Source organism: Exiguobacterium sp. s7 (assembly GCF_018618195.1).
GTDB classification, from domain to species: Bacteria; Bacillota; Bacilli; order Exiguobacteriales; family Exiguobacteriaceae; genus Exiguobacterium; species Exiguobacterium mexicanum_A.
Genome location: NZ_JACSLO010000005.1, coordinates 94347 through 119723 on the forward strand (window position 1 = coordinate 94347; position 25377 = coordinate 119723).

The 25377-nt window shown below is 53.2% G+C and carries 26 protein-coding genes; 14 read left to right on the plus strand and 12 right to left on the minus strand.

What is annotated here, in order from left to right; all coding sequences use genetic code 11:
- Window positions 1-265 precede the first annotated feature (265 nt).
- The 4 genes from KNP79_RS08215 (at window position 266) to KNP79_RS08230 (ending at window position 2995) form a co-directional block, all read left to right on the plus strand.
- A complete protein-coding gene (locus tag KNP79_RS08215; protein WP_214825103.1) occupies window positions 266-1177 on the plus strand; it encodes an MBL fold metallo-hydrolase in 912 nt (303 codons plus the stop codon).
- Between the two features lie 63 nt (window positions 1178-1240).
- A complete protein-coding gene (locus KNP79_RS08220) occupies window positions 1241-2074 on the plus strand; it encodes an aldo/keto reductase (RefSeq protein WP_214752447.1) in 834 nt (277 codons plus the stop codon).
- Window positions 2075-2087: 13 nt separating this feature from the next.
- On the plus strand, window positions 2088-2702 hold the full coding sequence (locus KNP79_RS08225; protein WP_215191970.1) for a PH domain-containing protein: 615 nt from the start codon (window positions 2088-2090) through the stop codon (window positions 2700-2702).
- A gap of 14 nt (window positions 2703-2716) precedes the next feature.
- Window positions 2717-2995, plus strand: coding sequence for a hypothetical protein (locus tag KNP79_RS08230; protein ID WP_034776686.1), 279 nt, complete (start codon window positions 2717-2719; stop codon window positions 2993-2995).
- 39 nt (window positions 2996-3034) lie between these two features.
- Here the strand turns inward: KNP79_RS08230 and KNP79_RS08235 are convergent, their stop codons facing one another.
- A complete protein-coding gene (locus tag KNP79_RS08235) occupies window positions 3035-3559 on the minus strand; it encodes a DUF1836 domain-containing protein (RefSeq protein WP_215191972.1) in 525 nt (174 codons plus the stop codon).
- A gap of 125 nt (window positions 3560-3684) precedes the next feature.
- On the opposite strand from KNP79_RS08235, the gene trhA reads away from it, so the two are divergent.
- From trhA to KNP79_RS08250, 3 genes are all read left to right on the plus strand, one after another.
- Complete coding sequence (gene trhA, locus KNP79_RS08240) at window positions 3685-4329, plus strand: PAQR family membrane homeostasis protein TrhA (RefSeq protein ID WP_215191974.1); 645 nt, start codon at window positions 3685-3687, stop codon at window positions 4327-4329.
- Between the two features lie 86 nt (window positions 4330-4415).
- Window positions 4416-5111 carry a DsbA family oxidoreductase gene (locus KNP79_RS08245; RefSeq protein ID WP_215191976.1) on the plus strand — a complete coding sequence of 232 codons (696 nt, stop codon included), beginning with the start codon at window positions 4416-4418 and terminating at the stop codon, window positions 5109-5111.
- Window positions 5112-5208: 97 nt separating this feature from the next.
- On the plus strand, window positions 5209-6426 hold the full coding sequence (locus KNP79_RS08250) for an MFS transporter (RefSeq protein WP_215191979.1): 1218 nt from the start codon (window positions 5209-5211) through the stop codon (window positions 6424-6426).
- A 22-nt stretch (window positions 6427-6448) separates the two neighbouring features.
- On the opposite strand, the gene KNP79_RS08255 is transcribed toward KNP79_RS08250, so the two are convergent.
- From KNP79_RS08255 to KNP79_RS08270, 4 genes are all read right to left on the minus strand, one after another.
- A complete protein-coding gene (locus KNP79_RS08255) occupies window positions 6449-7543 on the minus strand; it encodes an MBL fold metallo-hydrolase (protein WP_215191981.1) in 1095 nt (364 codons plus the stop codon).
- 88 nt (window positions 7544-7631) lie between these two features.
- Window positions 7632-8219 carry an SCO family protein gene (locus KNP79_RS08260; RefSeq protein ID WP_034776677.1) on the minus strand — a complete coding sequence of 196 codons (588 nt, stop codon included), beginning with the start codon at window positions 8217-8219 and terminating at the stop codon, window positions 7632-7634.
- 11 nt (window positions 8220-8230) lie between these two features.
- Window positions 8231-8647 carry a disulfide oxidoreductase gene (locus KNP79_RS08265; RefSeq protein WP_214752441.1) on the minus strand — a complete coding sequence of 139 codons (417 nt, stop codon included), beginning with the start codon at window positions 8645-8647 and terminating at the stop codon, window positions 8231-8233.
- On the minus strand, window positions 8644-9315 hold the full coding sequence (locus KNP79_RS08270; protein ID WP_215191983.1) for a DsbA family protein: 672 nt from the start codon (window positions 9313-9315) through the stop codon (window positions 8644-8646). The genes KNP79_RS08265 and KNP79_RS08270 overlap by 4 nt, the downstream gene beginning before the upstream one ends.
- Window positions 9316-9472: 157 nt before the next feature.
- Here KNP79_RS08270 and KNP79_RS08275 point away from each other — a divergent pair, with 157 nt between their 5' ends.
- Window positions 9473-11068 (plus strand): diguanylate cyclase domain-containing protein, encoded by a 1596-nt coding sequence (locus tag KNP79_RS08275; RefSeq protein ID WP_215191985.1) that lies wholly within the window; start codon window positions 9473-9475, stop codon window positions 11066-11068.
- Between the two features lie 37 nt (window positions 11069-11105).
- Here the strand turns inward: KNP79_RS08275 and odhB are convergent, their stop codons facing one another.
- Window positions 11106-12383 carry a 2-oxoglutarate dehydrogenase complex dihydrolipoyllysine-residue succinyltransferase gene (gene odhB, locus KNP79_RS08280; RefSeq protein WP_215191987.1) on the minus strand — a complete coding sequence of 426 codons (1278 nt, stop codon included), beginning with the start codon at window positions 12381-12383 and terminating at the stop codon, window positions 11106-11108.
- A gap of 18 nt (window positions 12384-12401) precedes the next feature.
- Window positions 12402-15248, minus strand: a complete 2847-nt coding sequence (locus KNP79_RS08285; protein WP_214825129.1) for a 2-oxoglutarate dehydrogenase E1 component — start codon at window positions 15246-15248, stop codon at window positions 12402-12404.
- Between the two features lie 334 nt (window positions 15249-15582).
- On the opposite strand from KNP79_RS08285, the gene KNP79_RS08290 reads away from it, so the two are divergent.
- The 4 genes from KNP79_RS08290 (at window position 15583) to KNP79_RS08305 (ending at window position 18150) form a co-directional block, all read left to right on the plus strand.
- Window positions 15583-16521 (plus strand): ABC transporter ATP-binding protein, encoded by a 939-nt coding sequence (locus KNP79_RS08290; protein WP_034776668.1) that lies wholly within the window; start codon window positions 15583-15585, stop codon window positions 16519-16521.
- Window positions 16499-17236 (plus strand): ABC transporter permease, encoded by a 738-nt coding sequence (locus KNP79_RS08295; RefSeq protein WP_214825132.1) that lies wholly within the window; start codon window positions 16499-16501, stop codon window positions 17234-17236. The genes KNP79_RS08290 and KNP79_RS08295 overlap by 23 nt, the downstream gene beginning before the upstream one ends.
- 64 nt (window positions 17237-17300) lie before the next feature.
- The gene (locus tag KNP79_RS08300) at window positions 17301-17849 is read left to right on the plus strand and encodes a cysteine hydrolase family protein (protein ID WP_214825135.1); all 549 of its coding nucleotides are present in this window, start codon (window positions 17301-17303) and stop codon (window positions 17847-17849) included.
- 106 nt (window positions 17850-17955) lie between these two features.
- Window positions 17956-18150 (plus strand): hypothetical protein, encoded by a 195-nt coding sequence (locus KNP79_RS08305; protein WP_034776662.1) that lies wholly within the window; start codon window positions 17956-17958, stop codon window positions 18148-18150.
- A 27-nt stretch (window positions 18151-18177) separates the two neighbouring features.
- Here the strand turns inward: KNP79_RS08305 and KNP79_RS08310 are convergent, their stop codons facing one another.
- From KNP79_RS08310 to KNP79_RS08330, 5 genes are all read right to left on the minus strand, one after another.
- Window positions 18178-19428 (minus strand): MFS transporter, encoded by a 1251-nt coding sequence (locus KNP79_RS08310; protein ID WP_215191989.1) that lies wholly within the window; start codon window positions 19426-19428, stop codon window positions 18178-18180.
- Window positions 19429-19450: 22 nt separating this feature from the next.
- Entirely contained in the window at window positions 19451-20065 is a 615-nt protein-coding gene (locus tag KNP79_RS08315; RefSeq protein ID WP_214752429.1) for a class I SAM-dependent methyltransferase, read from the minus strand.
- A 103-nt stretch (window positions 20066-20168) separates the two neighbouring features.
- Complete coding sequence (locus KNP79_RS08320; protein ID WP_215191991.1) at window positions 20169-22076, minus strand: LTA synthase family protein; 1908 nt, start codon at window positions 22074-22076, stop codon at window positions 20169-20171.
- A gap of 195 nt (window positions 22077-22271) precedes the next feature.
- Window positions 22272-23051, minus strand: a complete 780-nt coding sequence (locus KNP79_RS08325; protein ID WP_215191993.1) for a sulfite exporter TauE/SafE family protein — start codon at window positions 23049-23051, stop codon at window positions 22272-22274.
- A gap of 42 nt (window positions 23052-23093) precedes the next feature.
- On the minus strand, window positions 23094-23465 hold the full coding sequence (locus tag KNP79_RS08330; protein WP_251132921.1) for a rhodanese-like domain-containing protein: 372 nt from the start codon (window positions 23463-23465) through the stop codon (window positions 23094-23096).
- A 113-nt stretch (window positions 23466-23578) separates the two neighbouring features.
- On the opposite strand from KNP79_RS08330, the gene KNP79_RS08335 reads away from it, so the two are divergent.
- Window positions 23579-23875: a rhodanese-like domain-containing protein gene (locus KNP79_RS08335; RefSeq protein ID WP_029595926.1), complete on the plus strand. Its 297-nt coding sequence runs from the start codon at window positions 23579-23581 to the stop codon at window positions 23873-23875.
- Window positions 23876-23944: 69 nt separating this feature from the next.
- Complete coding sequence (locus tag KNP79_RS08340; protein ID WP_034776653.1) at window positions 23945-25345, plus strand: MBL fold metallo-hydrolase; 1401 nt, start codon at window positions 23945-23947, stop codon at window positions 25343-25345.
- Window positions 25346-25377 lie beyond the last annotated feature (32 nt).

Consider the following 25377-nt stretch of genomic DNA (forward strand, 5'->3'; position numbering starts at 1 on the left):
GGTTACCCCCGTAGCCTGAAATTGGACACACTTCACCCGTGACTGTTCGTGCGAACAGTGATGATTCGTTTCATCAGTTGAGGGCGTGTGACTTTTTCATGGCACGTTGTACCTTCCTTTCCTAAGTTATTGCAACCGTACCAAATTGAAAGCGGATTCGCAAGGGGTGCCCCACAATCTCCCATTTTTTCTACACCTTCCGGCGGATGCAAGCGCGTCACGCAAGCGGTATGATTAAACCAACTTAGATGATGAGGTGACTGCCATGAAATTACGAAACCTACTCGTCCCGAGCGCTGTCCTAGCGAGCGTCGGTACGTTCTTATATACACGATTCAAACAAAGACTGCCTCGCCCCGCCTTCAAAGTCCCGACGGTCAAGCCGGACCTCGCCTCGTTCGATGAGACGATGATCGGCGCCACCTGGGTCGGCCATTCGACCGTGCTCATCCATTGGTACGGATTAAAGATTTTGACCGATCCGGTGTTCTCGAACCGGATTGGGGTCCACGTCGGCCCGGTCACGTTCGGGATGAAACGCCATACCGCCCCCGCCCTCTCGATCGAGGAGATTGGGCACGTCGACGTCATCTTGCTCAGTCACGCCCATATGGACCACTTCGACCATAAGAGCCTGAAGCGGCTGATCACCCGCGATACGGTCGTCATCTCGGCTCCAGGCACGAGCAAACTGTTACGTAAATATCCGAGCTTACAGACGCTCGAGATGCATCCACACGACAAATTGACGCTCGCGAACGGGCTCCACGTCCAAGCGATCCCTGTCGCCCACTGGGGCAATCGTTTCCCATGGGACAAACATATGGGCTATAACGGCTACGTCTTGAAATATAAAGGGGTCCGCATGCTGTTCGCCGGGGATACGGCGTACACCGAGTCGTTCAACGGGCTCGCGAACAAAGAGCCGATCGACCTCGCCTTTTTTCCGATCGGTGCCTATCAACCCGAGTCGTTCGAGGAAGCGCACTGCACGCCGGAACAGGCATGGACAATGTTCAAACAGAGCGGAGCAAAACGCTTCTTCCCGATGCATTGGGACACGTTCGTCTTATCCTACGAACCCGTCGAGGAGCCGTATGAGCGACTCGTCGCCGCGGCAAAGCTTGAACGTGATCAAATCGTGATCAAGGCGCACGGCGAAAGCATTCGGCTGTAGCTTTCGCTTTCACTTCCGGACGATTTTCGGTAACGTAAGAGGTGAGAGGGAGGGAATCAATTTATGGAATGGACAACACTCAACAATGATGTGAAACTGCCGATGCTCGGACTCGGCGTGTACAAAGTGGAAGACGGAGCGGTCACGGTCGACACGGTCAAAGCGGCGCTTGATGCCGGCTATCGGTTAATCGACACGGCGGCCATCTATCAAAACGAGGAGAGCGTCGGCCAAGCGATTCGCGAGTCAAGCGTCCCGCGGGAAGACATCTTCGTGACGACGAAACTGTGGAACGAGTTCCACGGCTATGACGAGGCACTCCAAGCGTTCCAAGATAGCCTCGACCGGCTCGGGCTCGAATATGTCGACTTGTTCTTGATTCACTGGCCGATGCCGCGCTTCGGCAAGTTCGTCGAGACGTATAAAGCGCTCGAACAGTTGTATGAGGAAGGCAAGGTTCGGGCCATCGGGGTCTCGAACTTTGAGATCAGCCACCTCGAACAGATCATCCAGTCGTGCTCGATCGTCCCGGCGGTGAACCAAGTCGAGATCCACCCATACCTGTCCCAAAAAGAGTTGATTGCGTTCTGCCAGCGCTACGATATCCAGATCCAGGCGTGGAGTCCGCTCATGAAAGGGCGTGAGGCGCTCGAGGATCCGGTCATCACCGAGATCGCTGATAAGTACGGGAAGTCGCCGGCTCAAGTCATCTTGCGTTGGCACTTGCAGAACGGCGTCGCCGTCATCCCGAAATCGGTCACGCCGAGCCGGATTCGCGAGAATATAGAGGTATTCGACTTCACGTTGACGAAAGAAGAGATGCACGCGATCGATGGACTCAACCGCGACGAGCGGACCGGGTCTGACCCGAACGAGATGCACAAAATCCACTACTGAGGAGAGATTGTACATGTTCAAAAAACTAGCTTCTGATTTGACGGGCTTCAGCGATATCGGCGAAGTCATCGACCCGAAAGATTTTGATAAAGCGGATTCGGATGATTACGTCCTGCATGAGGACAACGAGAAGATTTATTTCTTGATCAAATCGAAATCGGACGAGTACTGCTTCACAAACTTGGCGATGATCCACCTCGACGGGACGAGTGCGATGAGTTCGAAACGCGTCTTGTACCGTTATCCTTACGCCCATTTCCCATTGAATAACGTCATGTTCGAGACGGCCGGTACGGTCGACATGGACGTCGAGATCAAGTTCACCATCGGCGACAAGCCGTACTCAATCGACGTGAACAAGAAACAAATCGAGCATGTGAAAGACTTGTACAAATCGCTCCTCGCCATCGCTGAGAAGCAACGTGAAGGCCGGAAGATGATGGAGTATGCCAACGCGTCACTCACGCATTCGGTGTCGATTTTGAGCGGGCTCCGCCAAGGCGACATGAACGTGGCGTCGACGTTCAAGGAATTGAACGAACAAAGCTTCGACTGGCTCAAAGGTCACTATCACGAGTGGAACCGCAAAGACTTCGGTGACGTGTTCGAGAAGCACATCAATAATTAACCAGGCGGTGACTTATGGATTACATGTGGCTGTTGATTGCGTTCGGCTTGTTCATGCTCGTAATTTTGACTGTATTCATCAGTAGTGTGCTCAACGCCTTGTTCCGGCACCTCCACCCGGTAATTCATATCGCTGTCATCTTGTTGTTATCGTTTGCGTATGAGCGTCTCATGTTGGATTATAATCTCTTCTGGACGCTACTCGTTCTCGTGACCATCAGTTATGCAGCACCACTTCTTGTCATCAAACTGTACAACAAAGGTGAGCGCTTCGAACGCGATCGTCTGAAATGAAATGTCCCCTAGACTCCAATCGGATTCTAGGGGACATTTTTATTTGCCTTCATCAATCAACTGTTCAGCGAGCCGTTGGAACAAGTGGCTCATATGGACGGCCGAGGCGATGGCGAGCGACTGTTGGATGCCGTTCGTCTCGTTCGTGCGTACGTTGGCGAGGAGCGTCTCGGCTTGCGCCTCGAACGCCTGCATGTTCTGCTCTTTCTGAACCTGGTACGCGTCATAGAAGTCCTCGAGCGAGAAACCCTCGTCCGACTCGTTCAACGGCCGGAGCGTCTTTTTGATGTCATTGATCGAGAGCAATCCTTTCATCTCGTAAATCAGGCTGAGCAACATCAAGTGCTCGTTCGTGTATTTCTTGTTTTTGACGGGATGGAACAGTTTGCCCTTGGCGTAGTTGTTGATCATCGTCTTCGTCAAAATCGTCTCATCGTCGCTTCGTTTCATCTTGCCGTAATGTTGCTCAAACAGCTGGATGACTTGGTCCATATATAAGTCGATCGTCGGGAGCACCTGCTTCGGCAATGTCCCTTCCGTCTCTACAATCTCGTGCGGTTTCATTGGATCACCTCCCTTTCAGTATACGGACAAACCTGATTTGTCGAAACAAAAACCTTGTTGTTCTTCCGTATACAGCTTATCATGTAGTTATGGATACTACATGACGTGATGAGGAGTGTTTTTACATGAATTCGATTTTTCGGGAACCGATTAATGCACTGACCCATTTGGCCGGGGCCGTGCTCGCGTTCGTCGCGTTGATTGCGATGACGGTGAAAGCGTCTCTGCTCGGGTCGCCGCTCGCCATCATGGCTGCGATCTTGTTTGGGATTAGCCTCGTCTTCCTCTATTTGTCGTCGGGCCTGTACCACAGCATCATCGCCTCGCCGAAAGTCATCGCTTTCTTCCGGAGAATCGATCATGCGATGATTTACGCCTTGATTGCCGGGACGTACGCCCCGCTCACGTTGCTTGCGCTCGAAGGGCCGACGCGTTGGGTGTTGTTCGGTACCGTCCACGCGCTCGCCTTGTTCGGCATCGTCTTCAAGCTCGTCTGGTTCCACGCGCCGCGCTTCTTGTCGACGGCACTTTATATCGGCATGGGCTGGTTATCGGTGTTCTTCATCGGGCCGCTTCATGAAGTCATCGGCAACGCCGGTATCTTCTGGCTCATCCTCGGCGGCGTCATGTACACGATCGGCGGGCTCATCTACGGCTTCAAACCGAAGTTCGTCAACTGGCGCGGTTGGGGCTTCCACGAGGTTTTCCACTTGTTCATCTTGTTCGGCAGTTTCGCCCACTTCGTCTGCGTGTTCTGGTACGTCTTTTAAGTCCTCCTCGTGAGGGCTTTTTTCGTGAGCACATTCATTTACTTCAAATTCAAGACATCCTACACTGACTGTAGGAGGGATTTATGATGAAAATTGAAGTTTGGTCAGACTATGTCTGCCCGTTCTGTTATATCGGCAAGCGCCGTCTAGAAGAAGCGCTCGAACAGTTCCCGCACGCGGACAACGTCGAAGTGGAGTTCAAGAGTTTCGAGCTCGACCCGAACGCCCCGACGACGGACTCGCGTTCGATTTACGAAGCACTCGCGAAGAAATACAGCATGCCGCTCGAGCAGGCGAAAGGCACGACGGCACAAGTCGCTGCCCAGGCCCGCACCGTCGGACTTGAGTACGATTTCGACAACATGGTCGTCACGGGCACACTCGACTCGCACCGATTGACGCACTATGCGAAGACGGTCGGCAAAGAGAAAGAACTGTCAGAAGCGCTCCTCAAGGCTTACTTCGTCGACGCGAAACATATCGGCGAGCACGACGTCCTCGTCGAGATCGCGACAAGTGTCGGACTCGATGCTAACGCCGTGAAAGACGTGCTCGCTTCAGACGTATACACGGAAGACGTTCGCGCTGAAGAGAAGCGTGCAAGCGACCTCGGCATCACCGGCGTCCCGTTCTTCGTCTTTGACGGAAAATATGGCGTCTCTGGCGCGCAACCGACCGAGGCGTTCACACAAGTGCTTGAGAAGACGTGGGCCGAATCGGCACCGACGCTTCAAGTGCTCTCAGGCGGTGCGACGTGCACGGACGACAACTGCGATATCTGATTTGAAAGAAGCCGAATCCCGGCTTCTTTTTTGTAGCTTTCTAAATCGTTCTGAAGGATAATTATTATTAGCTAATAAGAATCGAGGACTTAACCATATGTGGAAAAATCGCAACGTCTGGATCATCTTGACCGGGGAGTTCGTCGCCGGTCTCGGGCTTTGGCTCGGCATCATCGGCAACTTGGAGTTCATGCAGGAGAAAGTGCCGTCTGACTTCGTCAAGGCGCTCATCCTCGCTGGCGGACTGCTCGCCGGGGTCGCCATCGGGCCGCTCGCCGGCCGTCTCACCGACCAAGGCTCGAAAAAGAAAATCATGCTCATCTCAAGTATTGTCCGGGCGCTGAGCGTCCTGTTCATGTTCGTCGCCATCGAGACGGGAAGCGTGCTGTGGATGGTCGTCTTCCTCGTCTTCCTGCAAGGGTCGGCCGCGTTCTACTTCCCGGCGCTCCAAGCGGCCATCCCGCTCATCGTCAAGGAACGAGAGTTACTCGCCTTGAACGGGGTGCATATGAACGTGTCGACGCTGTCGCGGGTCATCGGGACGGCCATCGCCGGCATCTTGCTCACGCTCATCTCACTTCGGGACGTCTACTCGCTCTCGCTTGTCGCTTATCTCCTTCTCGCCGTCGCGACGTGGTTCTTGAAGATCGACGAGACGACCGTCCCGTCTGCGAAGAAAGTGGACGCCAAGTCGTCCGGCGGGTTTAAGGACGTCTTTCCGATCATTAAATCGATTCCGGTCATCTTTATGACGCTCGTCATGACGCTCATCCCGCTCCTCTTCATCGGCGGGTTCAACTTGCTCGTCATTAACATTAGCGAGCTGCAGGACTCGACGGCGATCAAAGGATGGATTTACACGGCCGAAGGGATTGCCTTCATGGTCGGTGCGTTTCTCATCAAACGGATCGGTGAGAAGTTCTCCGTGTTCTCCATCTTGTTCACGTTCTCGTTTTTGATCGGGGTCGCCCAGCTCATGCTTTACTTCGCCGACATCCCTGCCGTCTCGATCGCCGCATTCGTCTTGTTCGGCTTCTCGGTCGGCTGCTTCTTCCCGACGGCCGTGACGATTTTCCAGACACGGATGCCGAAAGACTATCACGGCCGCTTCTTCTCGTTCCGGAACATGCTCGACCGGATCGTCTTCCAAGTCGTGTTGCTCGTCACTGGCTTCTTCCTCGACTTAATCGGCTTACAGCTCATGGTCGTCTTGTTCGGGATCAGCTCGATCCTCATGACGGGTGCGTTCCTCGTCTACACGCGCAAACACAAACTTCATATCGAAACGGACGAGGCCGAACGCCTCTCTTCGTGACAAAAGCGCTGACCGAATTCGGTCAGCGCTTGTTCATGTCTTCGATGTCACGCCACCAGTTGGTCGTGTCGTTCCGTCCGTCGAGCGTGATCCGCTCACCGATTCGCGGCGTGAGCACGTCCTCTCGTGGTAAGAGCCCCACCATCTGTTCGGCTGGGTCGAACCAGGCATGGAACGATAACGTGAACGCGCCCCAATGGATCGGGAGCATCTTGTCGGCCCGCACGTCCCGGAACACCTGTGCCGTCTCAGTCGGTTGCATATGCACGTCCGGCCAACGCTCGTCGTATTGGCCGCACTCGAGCGCTGCGAAGTCGAACGGTCCGTACGCATCACCAATCTCTTTAAAGTGCGGCCCGTATCCACCGTCCCCACTGAAGAACAGGCGATCCGTCTCACCGAGGACGACCCATGACGCCCAGAGCGTCGCGTTGCGGTCAGTGAGCGAGCGGCCCGAGAAGTGCCGAGCCGGCGTGCAGACGAACGTCCATGGCCCGAAGTTGTACGTCTCGCCCCAATCACGTTCGACGATGCGTTCCGTCCCGACACCCCACCGTTTCAAGTGGCTGCCGACACCGAGTGGGACGATGAAGACCGCGACCTTGTCTTTGATTGTTTGAATCGTCGCATAGTCCAAATGATCGTAATGGTCATGCGTGAGCAGGACGACATCGATATCTGGTAAGTCGTTGAGCTCGAACGGCAAGTCCTCGCTGAACCGCTCGTTCTTTGCGAACGGGAGCGGCGACGGGCTCCGGCCGAACATCGGGTCGACGAGCATCGTCTTGCCATCCATTTGGACGAGCATCGCCGAATGGCCGAGCCAATAGATGCGGGTGAAGCTCGAGCCGAGTTTCTCGCTGAAGTCGATTGGGACGACCGGCAACCGCTCACTCGGTTTCCGAAGCGAGTCCGGGTTCAAATATTCCTTCGACATCGAGATCATGTCGTCCGTTGAAAACCGCATCGGCGTCTCGAGCTGATTGCGAAACTTGCCGTTCACGAGGTTCGGCGATCGTAGCGTTTTCGGCTTTTTCCCGAGCGGTTTATATTGGGTGAGCACGGTCCCGGTCACGGCTGCCATGCCCAACAATGAAAATAATAATGTCTTCTTCATGTTCATCCACTCCTCTACGTTTTCATTATACGGTACTAGCGCCGATTTCCCTGTTTTTGAATACAGAAAAAGACGGCACATGGCCGTCTCATGATTCTTGTAAAATCTTAATATCGTTCACGATATCCTCGAGCGGTACCTCTTGGAAACCGGGATACACTTTGATGATCTTCCCGTCTTGGTCGACGAGGTAGAAGGATGTCCCGTGATCGACTTGCGTGCCCTCTGCCGGTTTACGAACGAGCGCCTTGAAGTTCTGTTGCGCGAACGCCTCGATCTCCTCCTGCGAGTAGCCCGTCAAGAACTGCCAGTCGGCCTGTGCCAAGTCGTAGTTTGCCATGAACTCTTTGATTTTATCTGGCGTGTCGACGGTCGGGTCGACGCTGAACGACACGAACTGGACGTCCTCGACACCTTCCTCGACGAGCGCCTCATTGAGCTTTGTCATATTGTACGTCATCGGTGGACAGACCGTCTCACAGTTTGTGAACACGAAGTCGGCCATCCATACCTTCCCTTTCAAATCATCAAGACTGACCATCTCTTCATTTTGATTCATATAATTGAACGACTCGATCTCCCAGTTGAGCGGGTCTTCGATTTCGTTGCCGCATGCAGCGAGCACCACCATGAGGCTGATCAGCCCGAAAAGCATCCATTTCTTCACACGTTCCATCTCCTTCGTTGTCAGTTGCGTTTCACGCGCCAAACGAGGAGCGTGATTAAAGTAAATGCCGTCAAGGCAAGGAACGGGATCGTCACGAACCCGAACCAATTGATGTATTGCACGTTACAAGGTACGCCTGCGACACACGGTTTGATGTCGGCGAACCCGGGCACTTTTTGGACCAAGTAGTGGTACAAAGAAACGAGACCGCCGATCATCGACAGCGGCAATACATACTTCTTCACCGCCCGGTCGTCCGTGAACACGGCAACGCCGAGCAGGATGACGAGCGGATACATGAAGATGCGTTGAATCCAGCAAAGCTCACATGGCACGAACTCGCGAATCTCACTGAAGTAAAGACTGCCGAGCGTCGCTGCGAGGGCGACGAGCCAAGCGAGATAGAGACCATAACGGGTCAAGAACGACTGCTTCATGGTGTGCCTTGCTCGATCAACCGCTCAATCGTCTCATAGTCAAACGGGTCTTCGAGCATGACCCCGTTGATCATGATCGATGGGGTGAACTGGACACCGTGCTCTTTGACGAGCCCGTCATCGAGGCTCACTTGGTCGAGCACCGTCGAGTTCTCACTCAAGTCGTCCTCGAGCTTCGCCACGTCGACCGATGTCGTCTCGCTCGCAATCTCTGTCAACCGCTCGACCGTGACCCATGCCTCGTCGTGCTGCTGACTCGCCGGTTGCGCGTCATAGAGCGCCTTATGGAAATCCCAGAACGCGTCCGGGTCTTGTTTATACACCGACTCTGACGCAAGCGATGCCAAAATCGACTCTTGTCCGTGGAACAGGACGTTGATGTAGCTGAAACTGATTTTCCCGGTGTCGATATAGTCTTGCTTCAACTTCGGATAGACCGTCTCACCCCACTGTTTACAAGACGGGCATTTATAATCCCCGAACTCGACGACCGAGACGGGTGCGTCCGCATCTCCGAGCGTCGGCTGTCCTTCGGTCGACACATGCTCTGCCTTTACCGGTGCCGCCGTCTCCACTTGTTCGGCCGGCCGGTTCAAGAGAACGACCACAACGGCCACGAGGGCGACCGCGAGCAGCGTCGCGATGACCAATAGTTTATTCTGTTTCATTTGTCTCACCTCTATTTGTATCGATTCGTCTTTCATTATAACGAAAGCGCTATCTGTTTCCACGAAATCACCCTTGTTTTTTCGTAACTTCGCTTCATGTCACGGCAAAGATGACGATGAACAGAGTGGAGATTGTCACTGTAGGAGGAATTTGTTCATGAAATCATTTTCGATGCGCCTCGGCCTGATCTTGGCGCTCAGCATCGCCACACTCGTCTTTTTGCTCACCATCACGCTAACGTACATGACCAGCCAACGCTCCGCCGCCTCGCTCGAAGCAGAGATCGGGGAACGGTTGTCGATGACGTCGCACCAGCTCGTCGATAAGCTCGACTTCTACATGTGGTCGCGCTATCAAGAGATCCAATTGCTACAAGGGCTCGACGCCTTGAACGACCCTGCTTCGAGCCGGGCGCTTCTCGACCAGGTCCAGACGAACATCCCTGCTTTCTCATGGATGGGCGTGACCGACGCATCAGGGAATGTCGTCGCGTCGACGAACGGGATTTTAGAAGGCGCTTCGATTGGCGAACGTCCCGTGTTTCTAAATGCACAGCAAGAGCCGTTCATCGGTGATGTGCATGAAGCTGTATTGCTCGCCGAACTGTTGCCGAACCCTAGCGGCGAACCGCTCCAGTTCGTCGACATCAGCGTCCCGCTCGTCCGCGACGGCGCCTTCCAAGGTGTACTCGCGACCCACCTCAGTTGGGAATGGGGCAAGGAAGTGCTCCGCCACTTCAATCGGACGCTCCATCATCAATCCGACTACACCGACTTGTTCGTCGTCAGCGGACGCGACAACACGGTGTTGCTCGGACCAGATCATCTCATCGGCAAGCCGCTCCCGACGTCATTGAAGGAAGGCTGGCACGTCGACACATGGCAGGACGGAACGTCTTATCTGACCGGTGTCGCCACCGGCGAAGGGTATGAAGATTACGCCGGTCTCGGTTGGAGCGTCGTCGTTCGCCAGCCGACCGAGGTCGCATTCGCCCCGGTCATCGAACTTGAGAATAAAATCTTATGGATTGGTCTCATCGCCTCGCTCGTCACGTCCACGCTAGGATGGTTCCTCGCCTCGATTGTGACCCGACCGCTACAACGCATCACCGAGACGGCCGCTCTCATGAAACAAGGGAAAGCGAAGACGTTCCCGCACCAGTCGGGCATCCATGAAATCGAAACGCTCGCCTTCGCCCTCGAGTCACTCGTCACGTCGCTCACCGAGTCCGAGTCGGAACGTGTCCATTACGAGTCACTCGCCAACCGTGACGTCTTGACCGGACTCGCCAATCGGACGGCGCTCCGTCACTATTTGAACGAAGCCCAGGCGACGAAGAACGAATACGTCTGTTTCTATATCGACCTCGACGGCTTCAAAGCCGTCAACGACACGTATGGCCACGCCACGGGTGATGTCGTCTTGATTGAGATCGCCGAACGATTGAAACGTGTGACGCTCGACGGTGCCTATCCGGTCCGGTTGAGCGGTGACGAGTTCTTCCTCTTGTTCGAACGGAATGGACAGAGCGAACAATCGATCACACAGATTGGACAAGACCTCATCGCCTCCCTGTCCGAACCGATTGTCATCGAAGACGGGTCGACAAGCGTCGGGGCAAGTATCGGCGCGTCGCTCTGGCAGACGGAGTCGGAACCGCACGCCGCCATCGAACGGGCCGACCAGGCGCTCTATCGCTCGAAAGCGAACGGGAAGCATCAAATCACGCTCGATGAGGCGCTCATCGCATAAACAAAGGTCCATGCCGCTTGGCATGGACCTTCTTGGATTACGCTTCGAACAACAATTGTTCTGGGTCTTCAATCATGTCTTTGATGTGCTTGAGGAACGTCACGGCCTCACGACCATCGACGATGCGGTGGTCATACGAGAGTGCCACGTACATCATCGGACGGTTCTCCATCGTCTCGGCGTCGATGGCGATCGGACGGAGTTGAATCGAGTGCATCCCGAGGATGGCGACTTGTGGGCCGTTCAAGATCGGTGTCGACAAGAGTGAGCCGAAGACGCCACCGTTCGTGATTGTGAACGTACCACCTGTAAGGTCGCTCAACCCGAGCTTGTTGTTGCGGGCTTTATCGGCGAGGTGCAAGATATCCTTCTCGATCTCACCGAAGTTTTTGCGATCCGCTTCGCGAACGACCGGGACGACGAGGCCGTCCGGAGCCGACACGGCGATGCCGATGTCATAGTATTTCTTCAAGACGATCTCATTGCCTTGAATCTCAGCGTTCAAGTACGGCATCCGTTTGAGTGCCGCGACGGCCGCCTTCGTGAAGAACGACATGAAGCCGAGTTTGACGTCATTGTCTTTGATGAACTTCTCTTGGCGACGTTTACGGAGCGCCATGACAGCCGACATATCGATTTCGTTGAACGTTGTGAGCATCGCCGCTGTCTGTTGCACCTCGACGAGGCGGTTGGCAATCGTTTGACGACGGCGCGTCATCTTGATGCGCTCCTCTTCTTTGCCGCTCGCCGCCGGTTGCGGTGCCGCTGCCGGTGCTTTCGGTGCTTGTGGCGCCGGTGCCGGTGCCGGTTTCGACTCGTGGCTCGTCACGTCATGGACGTTGATGCGGCCAATCGGGTCGTTCGTTTGGATGGCTGACAAGTCGATGCCTTTCTCACGGGCCAATTTACGGGCCGCCGGTGTCGCAATCGGTCCTTTGCCAGGGCTCGCGACGTGCTCTTCACGGCGCTCGACTTTCTTCGCTTCCCCGACCGCTTCGACTTTCGTCTCGGCTGGTGCTGGAGCCGTCTCAGCAGGTGCTTCTGTCTTTGTCTTCGTCGCGACGGCCGTGCCGCCACCCGATCCTGAGCTGAGGCGAGCGATCACTTGTCCGACTTGGACCGTGTCCCCTTCGGCCGCCAATTGCTCGTCGAGCGTGCCCGACTCATCGGCCGGCACCTCGATGTTGACTTTGTCCGTCTCGAGTTCGACGATGGCTTCCCCTTTTTCGACGTGGTCGCCTGGCTGTTTGAGCCAAGACGCGACCGTTCCTTCCGTAATGGACTCTGCTAATTCCGGTACTTTAATTTCGATCACAATGAGTTCCCCCTTAACTTATTTACGATCTTTTTGGTATGTGCTCGTTCCGGCAGCAGCCGAGACGGCGTCACGTGAAATGGCTTCACGGATGATGCGTGCTTGCTCTTGTTTATGGGCTGTCGGGTTTCCTTCAGCCGGGCTCGAACGACGGCGACGGCCAACGTAGCGAACGTTTAGACGGTTCGATGTGACCGCTTCGAGACGTGGCTCGATGTACGTCCATGCCCCCATGTTCTTCGGTTCTTCTTGAACCCAGACGATCTCTTTCGCGTTCGGATAGCGGCTGATCAATTCGCGGATCTCACGGACCGGGAACGGATAGATTTCTTCGACGCGGATGATGTGCAGGAAGTCGAGTGACTCCTCTGACTTCATCGTCGCTTCTTGCAAATCGATCGCCATCTTCCCTGAACAGAAGACGAGACGTTCGACTTGCTCCGGATTCTCACCGAGACCGACCTGCTCGATGATCGGGCGGAAGCTGTTGTCTGACAGTTCATCGACCGATGAGGCTGCAAGCGGATGACGGAGCAGGCTCTTCGGTGTCATGATGATCATCGGACGGACTTGTTCCGTGCCGAGCATCTTCGCCTGACGACGCAAGATGTGGAAGTACTGCGCGGCAGTCGACAAGTTCGCGACCGTCCAGTTTTTCTCTCCGGCGAGCGTCAAGTAACGCTCCATACGGGCGCTCGAGTGCTCTGGCCCTTGGCCTTCATAGCCGTGCGGCAACAGCATGACGAGACCTGACTTCTGTCCCCATTTGGCGCGACCGGCCGAGATGAACTGGTCGAACATGACCTGGGCCGAGTTGGCGAAATCGCCGTACTGGGCTTCCCAAAGCACGAGCGTGTCTTGGGCGAAGACGTTATAGCCGTATTCGAAACCGAGCACCGATCCTTCTGAGAGCGGGCTGTTGTGGACCGAGAACGAGGCGTTCGCCGTCGACAAGTGATGGAGCGGCGAGAACTTCTTGCCTGTCTCGACATCGTTCAACATGATGTTACGTTGCGCGAACGTACCGCGCTCCGAATCTTGACCGCTCAAGCGGATTGGTGTGCCATCCGAGATAATCGAGGCGTACGCGAGCGTCTCGGCATGGCCCCAGTCGACTTTCCCATTGTCCGCGAACGCGTCACGGCGACGGTCAAGCACTTTTTGAAGTTTATGGAACACGCCGAAGCCTTCCGGCCAGACGAGCAATTCATCGTTCAATTGTTGGAGCACATCACGTTCCACGCCCGTCTCGACGAACGGGAATCCTTTATGGACCGCTTCCGGCAAGACGATGTCAGCATCTTCTTCTTCGGCCGGGACGAGGTCACGGGCCGACTTGAGACGATCCTCGATCGACTGTTCGATCGTCGCCTTGTCTTCTTTCGACATGACACCTTCCGCTTCGAGCACATCTGCGTAGACGTGACGGACCGATTGGTGTTCTTTGATGGCTTTATAGAGCACCGGGTTCGTGTTCATCGGTTCATCCATCTCGTTATGACCGTAGCGGCGGTAACCGACCAAGTCGACGAGGATGTCTTTATGGAACTTGGCACGATACTCGCTGCACAGTTTGGCGACGGCGACACACGCTTCCGGGTCGTCCGCATTAACGTGGAACACTGGAATCTCATAGCCTTTGGCGATATCGCTCGCATAACGTGTCGAGCGCGAGTCGCTCGGGTCGGTCGTGAAGCCGATCGTGTTGTTGGCGATGACATGGACCGTCCCCGCTGTACGATAGCCTTGCAAGTTCGTCATGTTGAGCGTCTCGGCGACAATCCCTTGACCTGGGAACGCGGCGTCTCCGTGAATCAAGATCGATGCGGCCTTGTCGTCATGTTGGACCGCCATCCCTTTTTCTGAGCGGTCGTCTTGCGCTGCGCGCGTATATCCTTCGACGACCGAACCGACGAACTCGAGGTGACTCGGGTTATTGGCGAGGTTCAAACGGACCTCTTTCTTCTCTTCTAACACTCTGCGGTCGAGACCGAGGTGATATTTGACGTCGCCGGACCAACCGAAATTGATGCCGATCGATCCTTCCGACGGGATCAACTCTTTGTTCGGAGCGTGTTGGAACTCGGCGAAGATCATCTCGTACGGTTTGCCGAGCACGTGCGCGAGTACGTTCAAGCGTCCGCGGTGGGCCATCCCGATATTGATATGTTCTGACCCGCTCGAGATGAGGCCGCCGACCATGGCGTCAAGGAGCGGCACCATCGCGTCGAGCCCTTCGATCGAAAAGCGCTTTTGTCCGACGTATGTTTTATGAAGGAACGACTCGAACAACTCTGTCTCGGCTAGACGTTGGAACAACTCGATTTTCTCGTTCTTCGAGTACTTCGCTTTCAATGCGCCTTGCTCGATACGGCGGCGAATCCAACGCTTCTCTTCCATATCGTCCAAATGGCGGAGCTCGATGGCGACCGTGCCCGTATAGACGTCAAGCAAATGACGGACGAGTTCGAGCGCGTTCGCGCCCGGTTTTGGCACGTCTTCCGACAACAAGTGAGCCGGTACTTGCTCGAGGTCGGCCTCACTCAATCCGTAACGGTCAAACGCAAACAAGCCGTGTTCGCGCGGGTGGTCTTTGAGCGGATAGATATCGGCCGCTTTATGGCCGAGTGCCCGGATATCATTGACCAACCGTGTCGCTGCCACGACTTTCTCTAAATCAAACGATGCAGCCGGCGCGACAGGCGCGCTCGCTTCCGGTGCCCCGTGTTCGTCAAAGTATTGACGCGTCTCCGCGTCGACCGATTCTGGGTCTTCCACGTATTGCTCATATAATTCAACGATATAGCCTAAGTTTGGACCATAAAATGCTTGCACTTCTTCGCGACCGTTCGACGACTCTCCCATTGAATAAATCCCCCTATCCGTTCCTGTGCGTCCGATGTGTGAACGCTTTCATTTTAACATTAAGCACGAAGCAGTTCATCCATCTGATTCGTCCTGCAAAAAGAGCCAAATCTTGCCTCTTTCTCTCCTCTTCATACTACACCTTTCCCTGTAGAAAGACCCTTTCAAATTCACAATTCGTCCATACTATTTCAATAAGTTTTCCTTATCAACTAATTGTGAAATCAACGCTTTGTTTCAACAGTTTCAAAAAAAGGTGAAACCTTGTTTCAATCCAATCCGTATATAAGGGTGTCCAGTTGGAAAATACTCTCAACGAAAGCAAGGTGACCCTATGTTATCCGTACAAAATGTACACAAGAAAATGGGCCAGACGAACGTCCTGACGAATGTCAGTTTTGACGTCACGCCCGGAGAAATCTTTGGCTTCCTCGGCCCAAACGGCGCCGGGAAGACGACGACGATCCGTATTATCACCGGCCTCATGCCAGCAACACACGGCAAAGTGACCGTCGACGGATTCGACGTCTCGACAGAACGCCAACAAGCGCTCAGTCGCATCGGTGCCATCGTCGAAAACCCGGCCTTCTATCCGTATTTGACGGGCCGCGAGAACCTGATTCACGCGATGAATTTGATTCCTGGTCTAAAGAAAGTCGACTTGAACGCCCTCGGTGCCCTCGTCGGACTTGAGACAAAGCTCGATATGAAAGTGAAACAATACTCACTCGGGATGAAACAGCGACTCGGCATCGCCCGTGCCCTGCTCCATAACCCGAAAGTATTGATCCTCGACGAGCCGACAAACGGTCTCGACCCAGCAGGCATCGCTGATTTGCGCAACTACTTACGGCATTTAGCCGACCACCGCGGCATCGCCATCCTCATCTCGAGTCACTTATTGAGCGAGATGGAACTGATCACCGATCGGTTCGCCATCATCGATCAAGGACAAATCAAGTCGGTCCAAGGCGGAGACGGTGAGGCCAAGACGGAGAGTGTCATCCTCTGTAAAGTCGGCCGCGAGCAGATGAACGAAGCGCTCGATGTCGTCGCACTCGCTTTTGATGATGTGAAAATCATTCAACAGTCAGCTGAGACGTTCATCGTCCCGCGTCCGGAAACCGATATCCCGCATTTGTTGAAACATCTCGTCGAACGTGACATCGCCGTCTATCAGATCGGGATGAAACACGAGACACTCGAAGAACAGTTCTTGAAATTGACGAAAAAAGAAGGAGGCACGAACAATGCATTCATTACTAGCCAATGAGTTCATGAAATGGCGACGTACGATCAAACCGCTCGTCGCACTCGGTATGTACACTGGGATCATCGTCTTAACGTACTTCATCGTCCGTAGCGGCAACAACCCAGGTGACGCAGAAACGTTCGTCAACTATGCGACGATGGCGGCGATGACGTTCCTCGGCATCTTCACGATCGTCTTCACCGCTGAGATGATTGGGAACGAGTTGAAATTTGATACGTTGAAGCATTTACTCATGAGCCCGTACTCGCGCGATCGAATTTTACTGTCGAAACTTGTGGCCGCCCTTCTCATCATGCTCGCCCAGTTCGTGTTCATCCTTGCTGTCACGTACGGTTTTGCGTTGACGCTCGACGGGGAGTTGACGCTCGAGCAGTTCCGCAATGTCCTGCTTAGCGTCTCGAGCGGCGTGTTCGTCATCTTCTTGACGCTCATGTTCTCGGTCGTCTTCAAATCGGTCGGGGTCGTGATCGGCTTCACCGTGCTCGCAAACTTCGTCTCGACGATGATCGGTGGTCTTCTCATCGCGTGGAAACCGGCCATCGCCAAATGGATCGTCTTCCTACACACGGACTTGTCGATCTACTACCAAAGCCCAGGTTTCATGGAGACGATGGACGTGACGATTTGGTTCTCGGCGTTCTACGTCCTGATTCACATCGTCGCCTTCTATATCATCACGGCGTTCATGTTCCGCAGCAAAACGTTTGCTGAATGACGATTAACGTCTGAACGAGTGTGGTACTTCCTATACAGAGACTTCTTTGAATGGAGGGACCACGATGCCAAAGACGGCGTTACTCATCATCGATCTGTTTAACGACTTCGATTTCGTCGGTGGGGACGACCTGTTTCGACATACGGAGCCGATTGTCGACCCGATTTTGAAACTGAAGCATCACTTTAAAGAGAACGACTGGCCGGTCATCTACTGCAACGATAACTTCGGGCAGTGGAAAGACAGCACCGAGGATATCATCCGGCATGTCGAGTCTTCGAAAGGCAGCGCCATCGCCAAACGGATCGCGCCGGAAGAGAAAGAGTACTTCATCATCAAGCCGCGACACTCGACGTTTTACGGGACACAGCTCGACATCTTGCTGCGTCAACTTGAGGTCACATCGCTCGTCCTGACCGGTGTCGCCTCGGATATCTGTATCCTGTTCTCGGCGAATGACGGCTATATGCGTGAGTATGAGCTCCACGTCCCGCGCGACTGTGTCGCCGCCGAGACGGACAAGCGCAACGACAGCGCCTTGACCGTCATCCACGAGGCGCTTGGCATTCCGATCGATGATGCCGACACATATATAAAAGATACCCAGGTGTGATAAAAACCTCTGACTGTTGGACACATAATCCCAACATTTCAGAGGCTTTTTCGTTACGTTTTCAGCTATGCTTGATATATGAAGAAACAATGAAGGATGTGACAATATGTATCTCACAATCGGATTATCGCTACTCGTTTGCTTGATTGCCCTCATTTTTACGATCATGGTCGGACTCGGAAAAGACAAATCAGACTACAGTCAAAAGAAAAGCTGGTCGATGGTGTCGTGGACGTATATCGTCCTGTTCCCAATCTCCTTCGTGGCGCTCGGCCTGTTATACTATTTCATTACCCGATGACTTCGTTCATCGGGATTTTTTGTGTCATCACGAGCGGACGAGTGTCGGCTTCACTGCCAAAGCGGCAGCTACGATACCAATGAACGGGAAGACGAGCGAATACCAAATGATCATCTCATAGTTCCCGAACAGGTCGTAGGCGATCCCGAACGGAAGCGGGCCGACCGCAGAACCGAGTACCATGACAGACGTCGCCAGCCCGCTGATGCTGCCGAGCGCGGCGCGACCGAAGTAATACGGCCAGACATAATTCAAGGCGATGCGTTCGAAGCCGTTACTGATCCCCCAAATGACCCCGAAGAGGATGGCGAGCGAGAACGTCGTCGTATACTGCAAGATAATCATGAAGACGATTTCTGTGACAAAAATCCCGATGAGGACGTAATTGATTTTCACGACATCGATGATCCGTCCGGCGATGAACGTCACCGGAAACCCAAGGATCGCCATCAAACTTAAGACAAGTGCCGCCGTGACAGGAGGCAGACTTTGTTCCTCAAAGATGGAAATCAAATGAAACGTGATGGCCGTGTTAACGAGCGCCGGGATCCCGATACACGAGAGAATCAGCCAAAACGCCCGTGTCTTGAGCGCTTCTTTGAACGTGAAGTCGATGTCGACATGAATCGGTGCGCCTGCCGTCTTTGGACTCGGATGTGGGTTCGTCCCGCCATCCGGCAACAACCCCATGTCCTCCGGTCGATTGCGGACGAAACGGTAAGCGAGCGGCGTGAACAAGACGAACACGAGGAGTCCCCATACTTGCCACGTCGTCTGCCAGCCGATCAAACCGACAAGCCAAACGTTGAGCGGAGGAAAGACAGCCGAACTCAAGAAGCCACCAATCGCCATATAACTGAGCGCTTGCCCCCGTTTCGTGATGAACCATTGCGGAACGAGCGTGTTCGGAATGAGTGTCATCGAGCCTTGTCCAAATAAACGGAGCATCCAAATGCCGAAGAAGAGCATCGTCAAGTTCGTCACATAACTATTGAACAGACAGGCGACGGCTAAGAGAATCGATGCTAAGACCATCATGACACGTTGCCCGAACCGGTCGATCAACCGCCCGACGAAGAACAGACATGCGGCTGAAGCGAGCGTCGCCGCCGAATAGATGCTCGACACTTCCGAACGCGACCAACCGAAGTCGGTTATGTATTGATCGATAAACACTGAGATGAAATATGTCTGACCGGGACCCGAGAAAAAGACGCCGAGCCCTGCGATCATGACCATGTACCATCCATAATAGGATGGTTTTTTGAGTTTCCCCATCTTACTCCTCCTCTCCGTTTTACTATTTCACCGCGACCACGATTCCAATCGGATAATGGCGGGTCGCCCGTTTCGGTTCGACGAGCACGCCTCGTTGATAATAAAATTCGGTCGACGTGAACGGCGCAAATAACTCCTCAAATTCGACCTCGGTGAACTGGTGGGCATGGAACGGCTCGTTCGTCGGTTGCCCGACACCTTGTCCGAATGGCGTCGATAACACCAAGATGCCCCCTGGTTTCAGGAGTTCCCACACGTTGGCCATGAACGCCTCATAGTCGGTCACGTGTTCAATCGTCTCGAAGCTGACGATGCAGTCGAACGTCCCAAGTTTCTCCGGCAACGTCCGGTCTAACACGTTGCCTACTACATAGGCCACGTTCGGATGGTGATAGCGACCTTTCGCATAGCGCGTCGCCTCTTCTGACAAGTCGAGCGCGACGACCTCTGTCACGGTCCCTTTCAAGTTCTTGGCGATCAATTGACTGCCGTATCCGCTCCCGCTCGCAAAATCGAGGACGCGTCCGTTCATGTATAAGAGGGCGAAATGGTAACGGGCGATATGTTCAAGCAACAAGCCGTTCAGCGGGTCCATGCGATCTGGGATGACCCGTTCTCCCGTATAATCTAATGTCATCTCGTTCTCCTTTTCTGATGTGCACTTCTTTCATCTTAGTCTTCCTAAGGCGCGACGACCACAAAAAAAGAGAAAAGACTGTTTCCAATCTTTTCTCTCTTCATTATTGAGCTTGTTTGAAGCGGAGTAAATCTGAATAGATGAGCTGGTCGTTCATCTCGAGGATTTTGTTCGCTTCTGATTCAAGTGGTGTACACGCCTCACCGTCTTCTGCGACTTCGCCAGTCTTGGCGTCATAGCACATCGACTGCGTGAACAGATGGTCTTGCGTCACGACCGTTCCATCACGGAAGATGGCGCGGTCATAATGCTCTTTCGAGAACAAGTCGTTCCCGAATCCGACCTGTTGTGACGTATCGATTCCAAGCAAGTGCTGAATCGTCGGGTTCATGTCGACATGACTTCCGATTGTCTCGTGCACTTCACCTTTGTCTTGTCCCGGCAAATGAATCGCGAATGGGACCGCTTGGAGCTTGGCGACGTCGTATGGCGTCAACTCGTCTTTCCCGAGCAGATCCGCCATGGCGGCGTTATGGTTCGTCGAGATGCCGTAATGGTCACCGTAGACGACGAAGATCGTGTCATCCCACATGCCGTTCGCCTTCAACTCGTCGATGAACAAGCCGAGCGCGTAATCCTGATAGGCAAGCGCCTGCGGGAAGTTGTTGAGCGTCGTCGAGTTCGTCTCAAATTTCGGGACGAGCTCGTGCTTCTCACTCGGCATCGTGTACGGGAAATGGTTCGTCAGCGTGATGAACTTCGCATAGAACGGTTCCGGCAGCTCTTCGAGCATCGGTACCGATTGGCGGAAGAACTCATCATCGAGCAGACCCCACTCCGTCATATCCTCAGGGTTCCCGAGGTCGTAGCTGGCTTCGTCAAAGAACTTGTCGACGCCGATATTTTGATACATCTGGTCGCGGTTCCAGAACGACTTGTTGTTGGCGTGGAACACGGCCGAGTAGTAATTGTCATCTTTGATGACTTCTGGTAACGCGTTGTATTCGTTATCGGCGTTCGTGAAGTAGACTCCTCCACGTGAGAGGCCATAGAGCGAGTTATCGAGTGCGAACTCGGCATCTGACGTCTTCCCTTGGCCGGTCGTATGGTAATAGTTCGGCCAGTAGTGGGATTCTTCGATCAGTTTGTTCAAGTTCGGCGTGATGTACTCGCCGTTCGACGCTTTCATGTTGTGCGTGAAGTTTTGAGCCGACTCGAACGAGACGACGACAACGTTCTTGCCTTTATACTTCCCGAACATCTCCGGGTCCGGCGCCGCATAGTTCTGACGTGTGAAGTTCTCGACTTCATCCAATTCAGATCCGTCTGCAAGCGCTTTTTGGGCCGATGTCTTCGTTTGAAGCATGGCATCGTAGACGTGGAAGTTGAACGTTCCTAAGTTTTTGACCAACAGTTCCCGGTCGAACGAGCGCGTGAGTAACTCTGGACGCTCCGTTTCCGCAAGGACGAGGTTGAACCCGAACATGGCGGCGGCTGCCGTAAATGTGATCAAGACGCGCCGCTGTGACGCTTGGCTCGTCTCTTTCATTTTCCATAGTAGGAACGGGAGCACGACGAGATCCCCTAACAAGAGCAAGTCTTTCCATTCGAGAAGCGAGAGGAATGACGACGAGAGCGTCTCCATGTTCGACGATTGGAATAGGACTGGTACGGTCAAGAAATCCGTGAACTCACGGTAATAGGTCGTATCCGCGAATAAGATGAGCGAGGAGACGAGATATAGACTATAAAGCGCCCACTTCCTCTTATTTCCCCCGAAGAAGAAGCTGAAGGCGAACAAGAACAACGTGAAGCTAAGCGGGTTGATGATGAGAATGAATGCCTGGACCGCATTCTCGGCCGGCATGTTGAAGAAGAACTGATACGCGATCAGCGACTTCGTCCATAACAAGATGGTGAACATCCAGAACAGACGATGTGTTTTGAACGAGTCGAGCGCCGCTTGGCGGAATCGGTCCATTCTTCCTTTCGGTTGATTCGTGTGATTCATGTAAACACTCCTTATATGCAATTCAAGTGAAAGGTTCATTTTCTTTTTAGACGTATAACCTCTATTTTAACGTTCTTGTGAACCCGATTCAACTAATTGACGTTTACAACTATACATAAACTTAACAATTCCATTGCAGTCTTTACACAAAAAAGGCTACCAAGTCGCCTCGGTAGCCATTTAACATTGATTCGATTAACCGATGATGTCCATCCAAATTTTTACTGTACTCGCTAAAATCAGGAGCGCCAAAATCATTTGAAGTGACTTCGTCTTCATGTTCTTGCCGACGTTCGCGCCGAGCGGTGCCGCGATTAAACTCGCGATGATCATGATGACGGCTGGTTCCCACACGATTTGGTCGGTGATGATTTTCCCCGCTGTCGAACCGATTGACGAGATGAACGTGATGGCAAGCGAACTCGCGATCGCCATCTTCGTTGGAATCCGGAGCACGACGAGCATGATCGGCATCAAGATGAACGCTCCTGCTGCCCCGACGATCCCTGCTGCCACACCGACGATGAACGCCGAGCTCGATGCGATCACTTTATTGAATGTGACTTGGTCGAGCGAAACATCCTCGACATTCTTTTTCGGTAAGAACATCATGATTGTCGCAATGGTTGCGAGCACGGCATAAACGACGTTAATCAAGTTCTCAGACAAGAGCGTCGAGCCGTAGCCGCCGATGAAACTCCCGATCAAGACGGCGACACCCATATACAAGATGAGCTGTTTGTTCAAATAACCGCCTTTCCGGTATGCGTAAATTCCGCCGATCGTCGCGAAGAAGACTTGAATCGCGCTGATCCCCGATACTTCGTGGGCGCTGAACGCCGCGAAGCCGAGGAGCGGTGGAATATACAACAACATCGGATATTTAATAATCGATCCGCCAATTCCGACCATCCCTGAAATGAACGACCCGATAAAGCCGATCAAAAAGATGGTGATGATAAATCCAAATTCCATATCAATTCCTCCAATTCCCTACCCTATATAATAAGTAAGTTTTTATTTTTGTTCCCAGGCGATCATGCCGCCCGAGACATCATAAATTTCAGTGTAGCCACGTTCTTTCAACAGTTGTGCCGCTTGGGCACTTCGATTTCCGCTCCGGCAGATGACATAGATCGGTTCATCTTTCGGATAAGGCAATTCGGTTTCATTTAATGAAGAAAGTGGTGCGTTCACCGCTCCTTCGATATGCCCCCCCTCGTATTCGTCCACTTCTCGGACGTCTAACAAGGTTATTTCTTCGTTTTCCAATCTGTTTTGTAGTGTTTCGACGTCGATTTTTGTAATTCTCGTCTCTTCGGACGTGAAAAGAACGATTCCGATCGTCACCAGCACCAAAATCGATAAAATCAGCATTAATTTCTTCAATTTTCGACCTCCGATTCTTTTTCTTGCATTCAGTATACCTCAGGGGGTATATTAAAAACAACGAAAGAAACTCACTTCAAAAATTCTACAATCACAAAGGAGATCAATGACTCATGAAAACCATTTCGACAACTGAACTAGAAACATTGCTTCAATCTGATGAAACACTCAACTTGATTGATGTTCGGGAGACAGACGAATTTGCAGGTGGCCACATCAAGCAAGCGAAAAACGTGCCACTCTCTGAATTCGGAGCGAAAGTCGATGAGCTCGATCGTTCGAAACCGATTCACGTCATCTGTGCAGCAGGCGGACGAAGCATGAACGCTTCGGCTTACCTCGATTCACTCGGCTTCGATGTCATCAACGTCGATGGCGGCATGATGAGCTGGACGGGCGAAACAGTCTAACAATCTTCTATATATATATTTCAAAAACGACAATCGTTTACAGTCAACTATTCTTAGGGGGTATTTCACATGTTATTACGTTATTTCTATGATCAAAAATTAGCACAAGCATCTTATATGGTCGGTTGCCAAATGACCGGCGAGGCCGTCGTCATCGACCCGGCCCGTAACATCACACCGTATCTTCAAGAAGCTGAAAAAGAAGGCATGAAGATCGTCGCGACGGCTGAGACTCACATCCACGCCGACTTCGTCTCAGGTTCACTCGAGCTTGCGAAACGTACCGGTTCAACGGCTTATCTATCAGACGAAGGCGACGCGTCATGGAAATATGCATTCGCGAAAGACATCGACTCAAAACTCGTCAAAGATGGCGACACGTTTAAAGTCGGTAACGTCACACTCGAAGTCATGCATACACCAGGTCACACGCCAGAACATATCTCGTTCTTGCTCTACGACCGAAACCAAACACAACCAATGGGTATCTTCACAGGCGACTTCGTCTTCGTCGGCGATATCGGTCGTCCTGACTTGCTCGAAGAAGCAGCCGGTGTAAAAGGAACGACAGCGATCGGTGCCGAGCAAATGTTCGACTCGCTCAAAAAGTTCAAAGATCTTCCTGACTTCGTTCAAGTTTGGCCGGGCCACGGTGCCGGAAGTGCCTGCGGGAAAGCGCTCGGCGCCATCCCGACATCGACGGTCGGTTACGAGAAAGCGACGAACTGGGCGCTTCAAATGACAGACAAAGACGCGTTCATCAAAGAGTTGACGACGGACCAACCAGAACCGCCGAACTACTTCGCGATGATGAAAAAAGTGAACAAAGAAGGCATCCAAGTCACGAACGAGATCGCTCGTCCAGAAGTCGTCGGTTCGGACCGCCTCGATACGCTCGTCGAGGAAACACAAGTCGTCGATACGCGTAAAGGGGAAGAGTTCGCCAAAGGGCACGTCCCGGGCACAATCAACATCCCTTACAACACGAAGTTCGTCTCATGGGCCGGCTGGCTCGTCAACTTCGACAAAGACATCACGCTCATCGCGAGCGCGGAAGATGTCGATCAAGTACAGACGGACCTCCAATCGATCGGTCTCGACCGTCTCCGCTTCGTCGTCCCAGTCGAAGAACTCGGTCAAGAACTGTTGACGGAAACGTACACAGACGTGACAGCGGAACAAGCGATCGAGTCGGCAGAAAAAGGTGACGTCTTCGTCCTCGATGTCCGGAATGCGACGGAATGGAACGCGAGCCACTACGAGAAAGCCGAGCGCATCCTACTCGGTAAACTGGCACGCGACCACGAAGGTCTCCCGACAGATCAAACGATCGCCGTTCACTGTGCATCTGGCGTCCGTTCACGGATGGCCGCGAGTGTGCTTCAATCACTCGGCTACAAGGATATCCAAAACATCCTCGGTGGCTATGGCGCGATGAAGACTGTCCTCAATGCAGAACAAATCGGCTAATGCTATACTACAAACAAAGAAAGCGCCCACTC

Bases quoted from the DNA above. Each gene is read 5' to 3' on its own strand.
- KNP79_RS08215 (WP_214825103.1), top strand. From the start codon at position 266: ATGAAATTACGAAACCTACTCGTCCCGAGCGCTGTCCTAGCGAGCGTC.
- KNP79_RS08220 (WP_214752447.1), top strand. From the start codon at position 1,241: ATGGAATGGACAACACTCAACAATGATGTGAAACTGCCGATGCTCGGA.
- KNP79_RS08225 (WP_215191970.1), top strand. From the start codon at position 2,088: ATGTTCAAAAAACTAGCTTCTGATTTGACGGGCTTCAGCGATATCGGC.
- KNP79_RS08230 (WP_034776686.1), top strand. From the start codon at position 2,717: ATGGATTACATGTGGCTGTTGATTGCGTTCGGCTTGTTCATGCTCGTA.
- KNP79_RS08235 (WP_215191972.1), bottom strand. From the start codon at position 3,559: ATGAAACCGCACGAGATTGTAGAGACGGAAGGGACATTGCCGAAGCAG.
- trhA (WP_215191974.1), top strand. From the start codon at position 3,685: ATGAATTCGATTTTTCGGGAACCGATTAATGCACTGACCCATTTGGCC.
- KNP79_RS08245 (WP_215191976.1), top strand. From the start codon at position 4,416: ATGAAAATTGAAGTTTGGTCAGACTATGTCTGCCCGTTCTGTTATATC.
- KNP79_RS08250 (WP_215191979.1), top strand. From the start codon at position 5,209: ATGTGGAAAAATCGCAACGTCTGGATCATCTTGACCGGGGAGTTCGTC.
- KNP79_RS08255 (WP_215191981.1), bottom strand. From the start codon at position 7,543: ATGAAGAAGACATTATTATTTTCATTGTTGGGCATGGCAGCCGTGACC.
- KNP79_RS08260 (WP_034776677.1), bottom strand. From the start codon at position 8,219: ATGGAACGTGTGAAGAAATGGATGCTTTTCGGGCTGATCAGCCTCATG.
- KNP79_RS08265 (WP_214752441.1), bottom strand. From the start codon at position 8,647: ATGAAGCAGTCGTTCTTGACCCGTTATGGTCTCTATCTCGCTTGGCTC.
- KNP79_RS08270 (WP_215191983.1), bottom strand. From the start codon at position 9,315: ATGAAACAGAATAAACTATTGGTCATCGCGACGCTGCTCGCGGTCGCC.
- KNP79_RS08275 (WP_215191985.1), top strand. From the start codon at position 9,473: ATGAAATCATTTTCGATGCGCCTCGGCCTGATCTTGGCGCTCAGCATC.
- KNP79_RS08285 (WP_214825129.1), bottom strand. From the start codon at position 15,248: ATGGGAGAGTCGTCGAACGGTCGCGAAGAAGTGCAAGCATTTTATGGT.
- KNP79_RS08290 (WP_034776668.1), top strand. From the start codon at position 15,583: ATGTTATCCGTACAAAATGTACACAAGAAAATGGGCCAGACGAACGTC.
- KNP79_RS08295 (WP_214825132.1), top strand. From the start codon at position 16,499: ATGCATTCATTACTAGCCAATGAGTTCATGAAATGGCGACGTACGATC.
- KNP79_RS08300 (WP_214825135.1), top strand. From the start codon at position 17,301: ATGCCAAAGACGGCGTTACTCATCATCGATCTGTTTAACGACTTCGAT.
- KNP79_RS08305 (WP_034776662.1), top strand. From the start codon at position 17,956: ATGTATCTCACAATCGGATTATCGCTACTCGTTTGCTTGATTGCCCTC.
- KNP79_RS08310 (WP_215191989.1), bottom strand. From the start codon at position 19,428: ATGGGGAAACTCAAAAAACCATCCTATTATGGATGGTACATGGTCATG.
- KNP79_RS08315 (WP_214752429.1), bottom strand. From the start codon at position 20,065: ATGACATTAGATTATACGGGAGAACGGGTCATCCCAGATCGCATGGAC.
- KNP79_RS08320 (WP_215191991.1), bottom strand. From the start codon at position 22,076: ATGAATCACACGAATCAACCGAAAGGAAGAATGGACCGATTCCGCCAA.
- KNP79_RS08325 (WP_215191993.1), bottom strand. From the start codon at position 23,051: ATGGAATTTGGATTTATCATCACCATCTTTTTGATCGGCTTTATCGGG.
- KNP79_RS08335 (WP_029595926.1), top strand. From the start codon at position 23,579: ATGAAAACCATTTCGACAACTGAACTAGAAACATTGCTTCAATCTGAT.
- KNP79_RS08340 (WP_034776653.1), top strand. From the start codon at position 23,945: ATGTTATTACGTTATTTCTATGATCAAAAATTAGCACAAGCATCTTAT.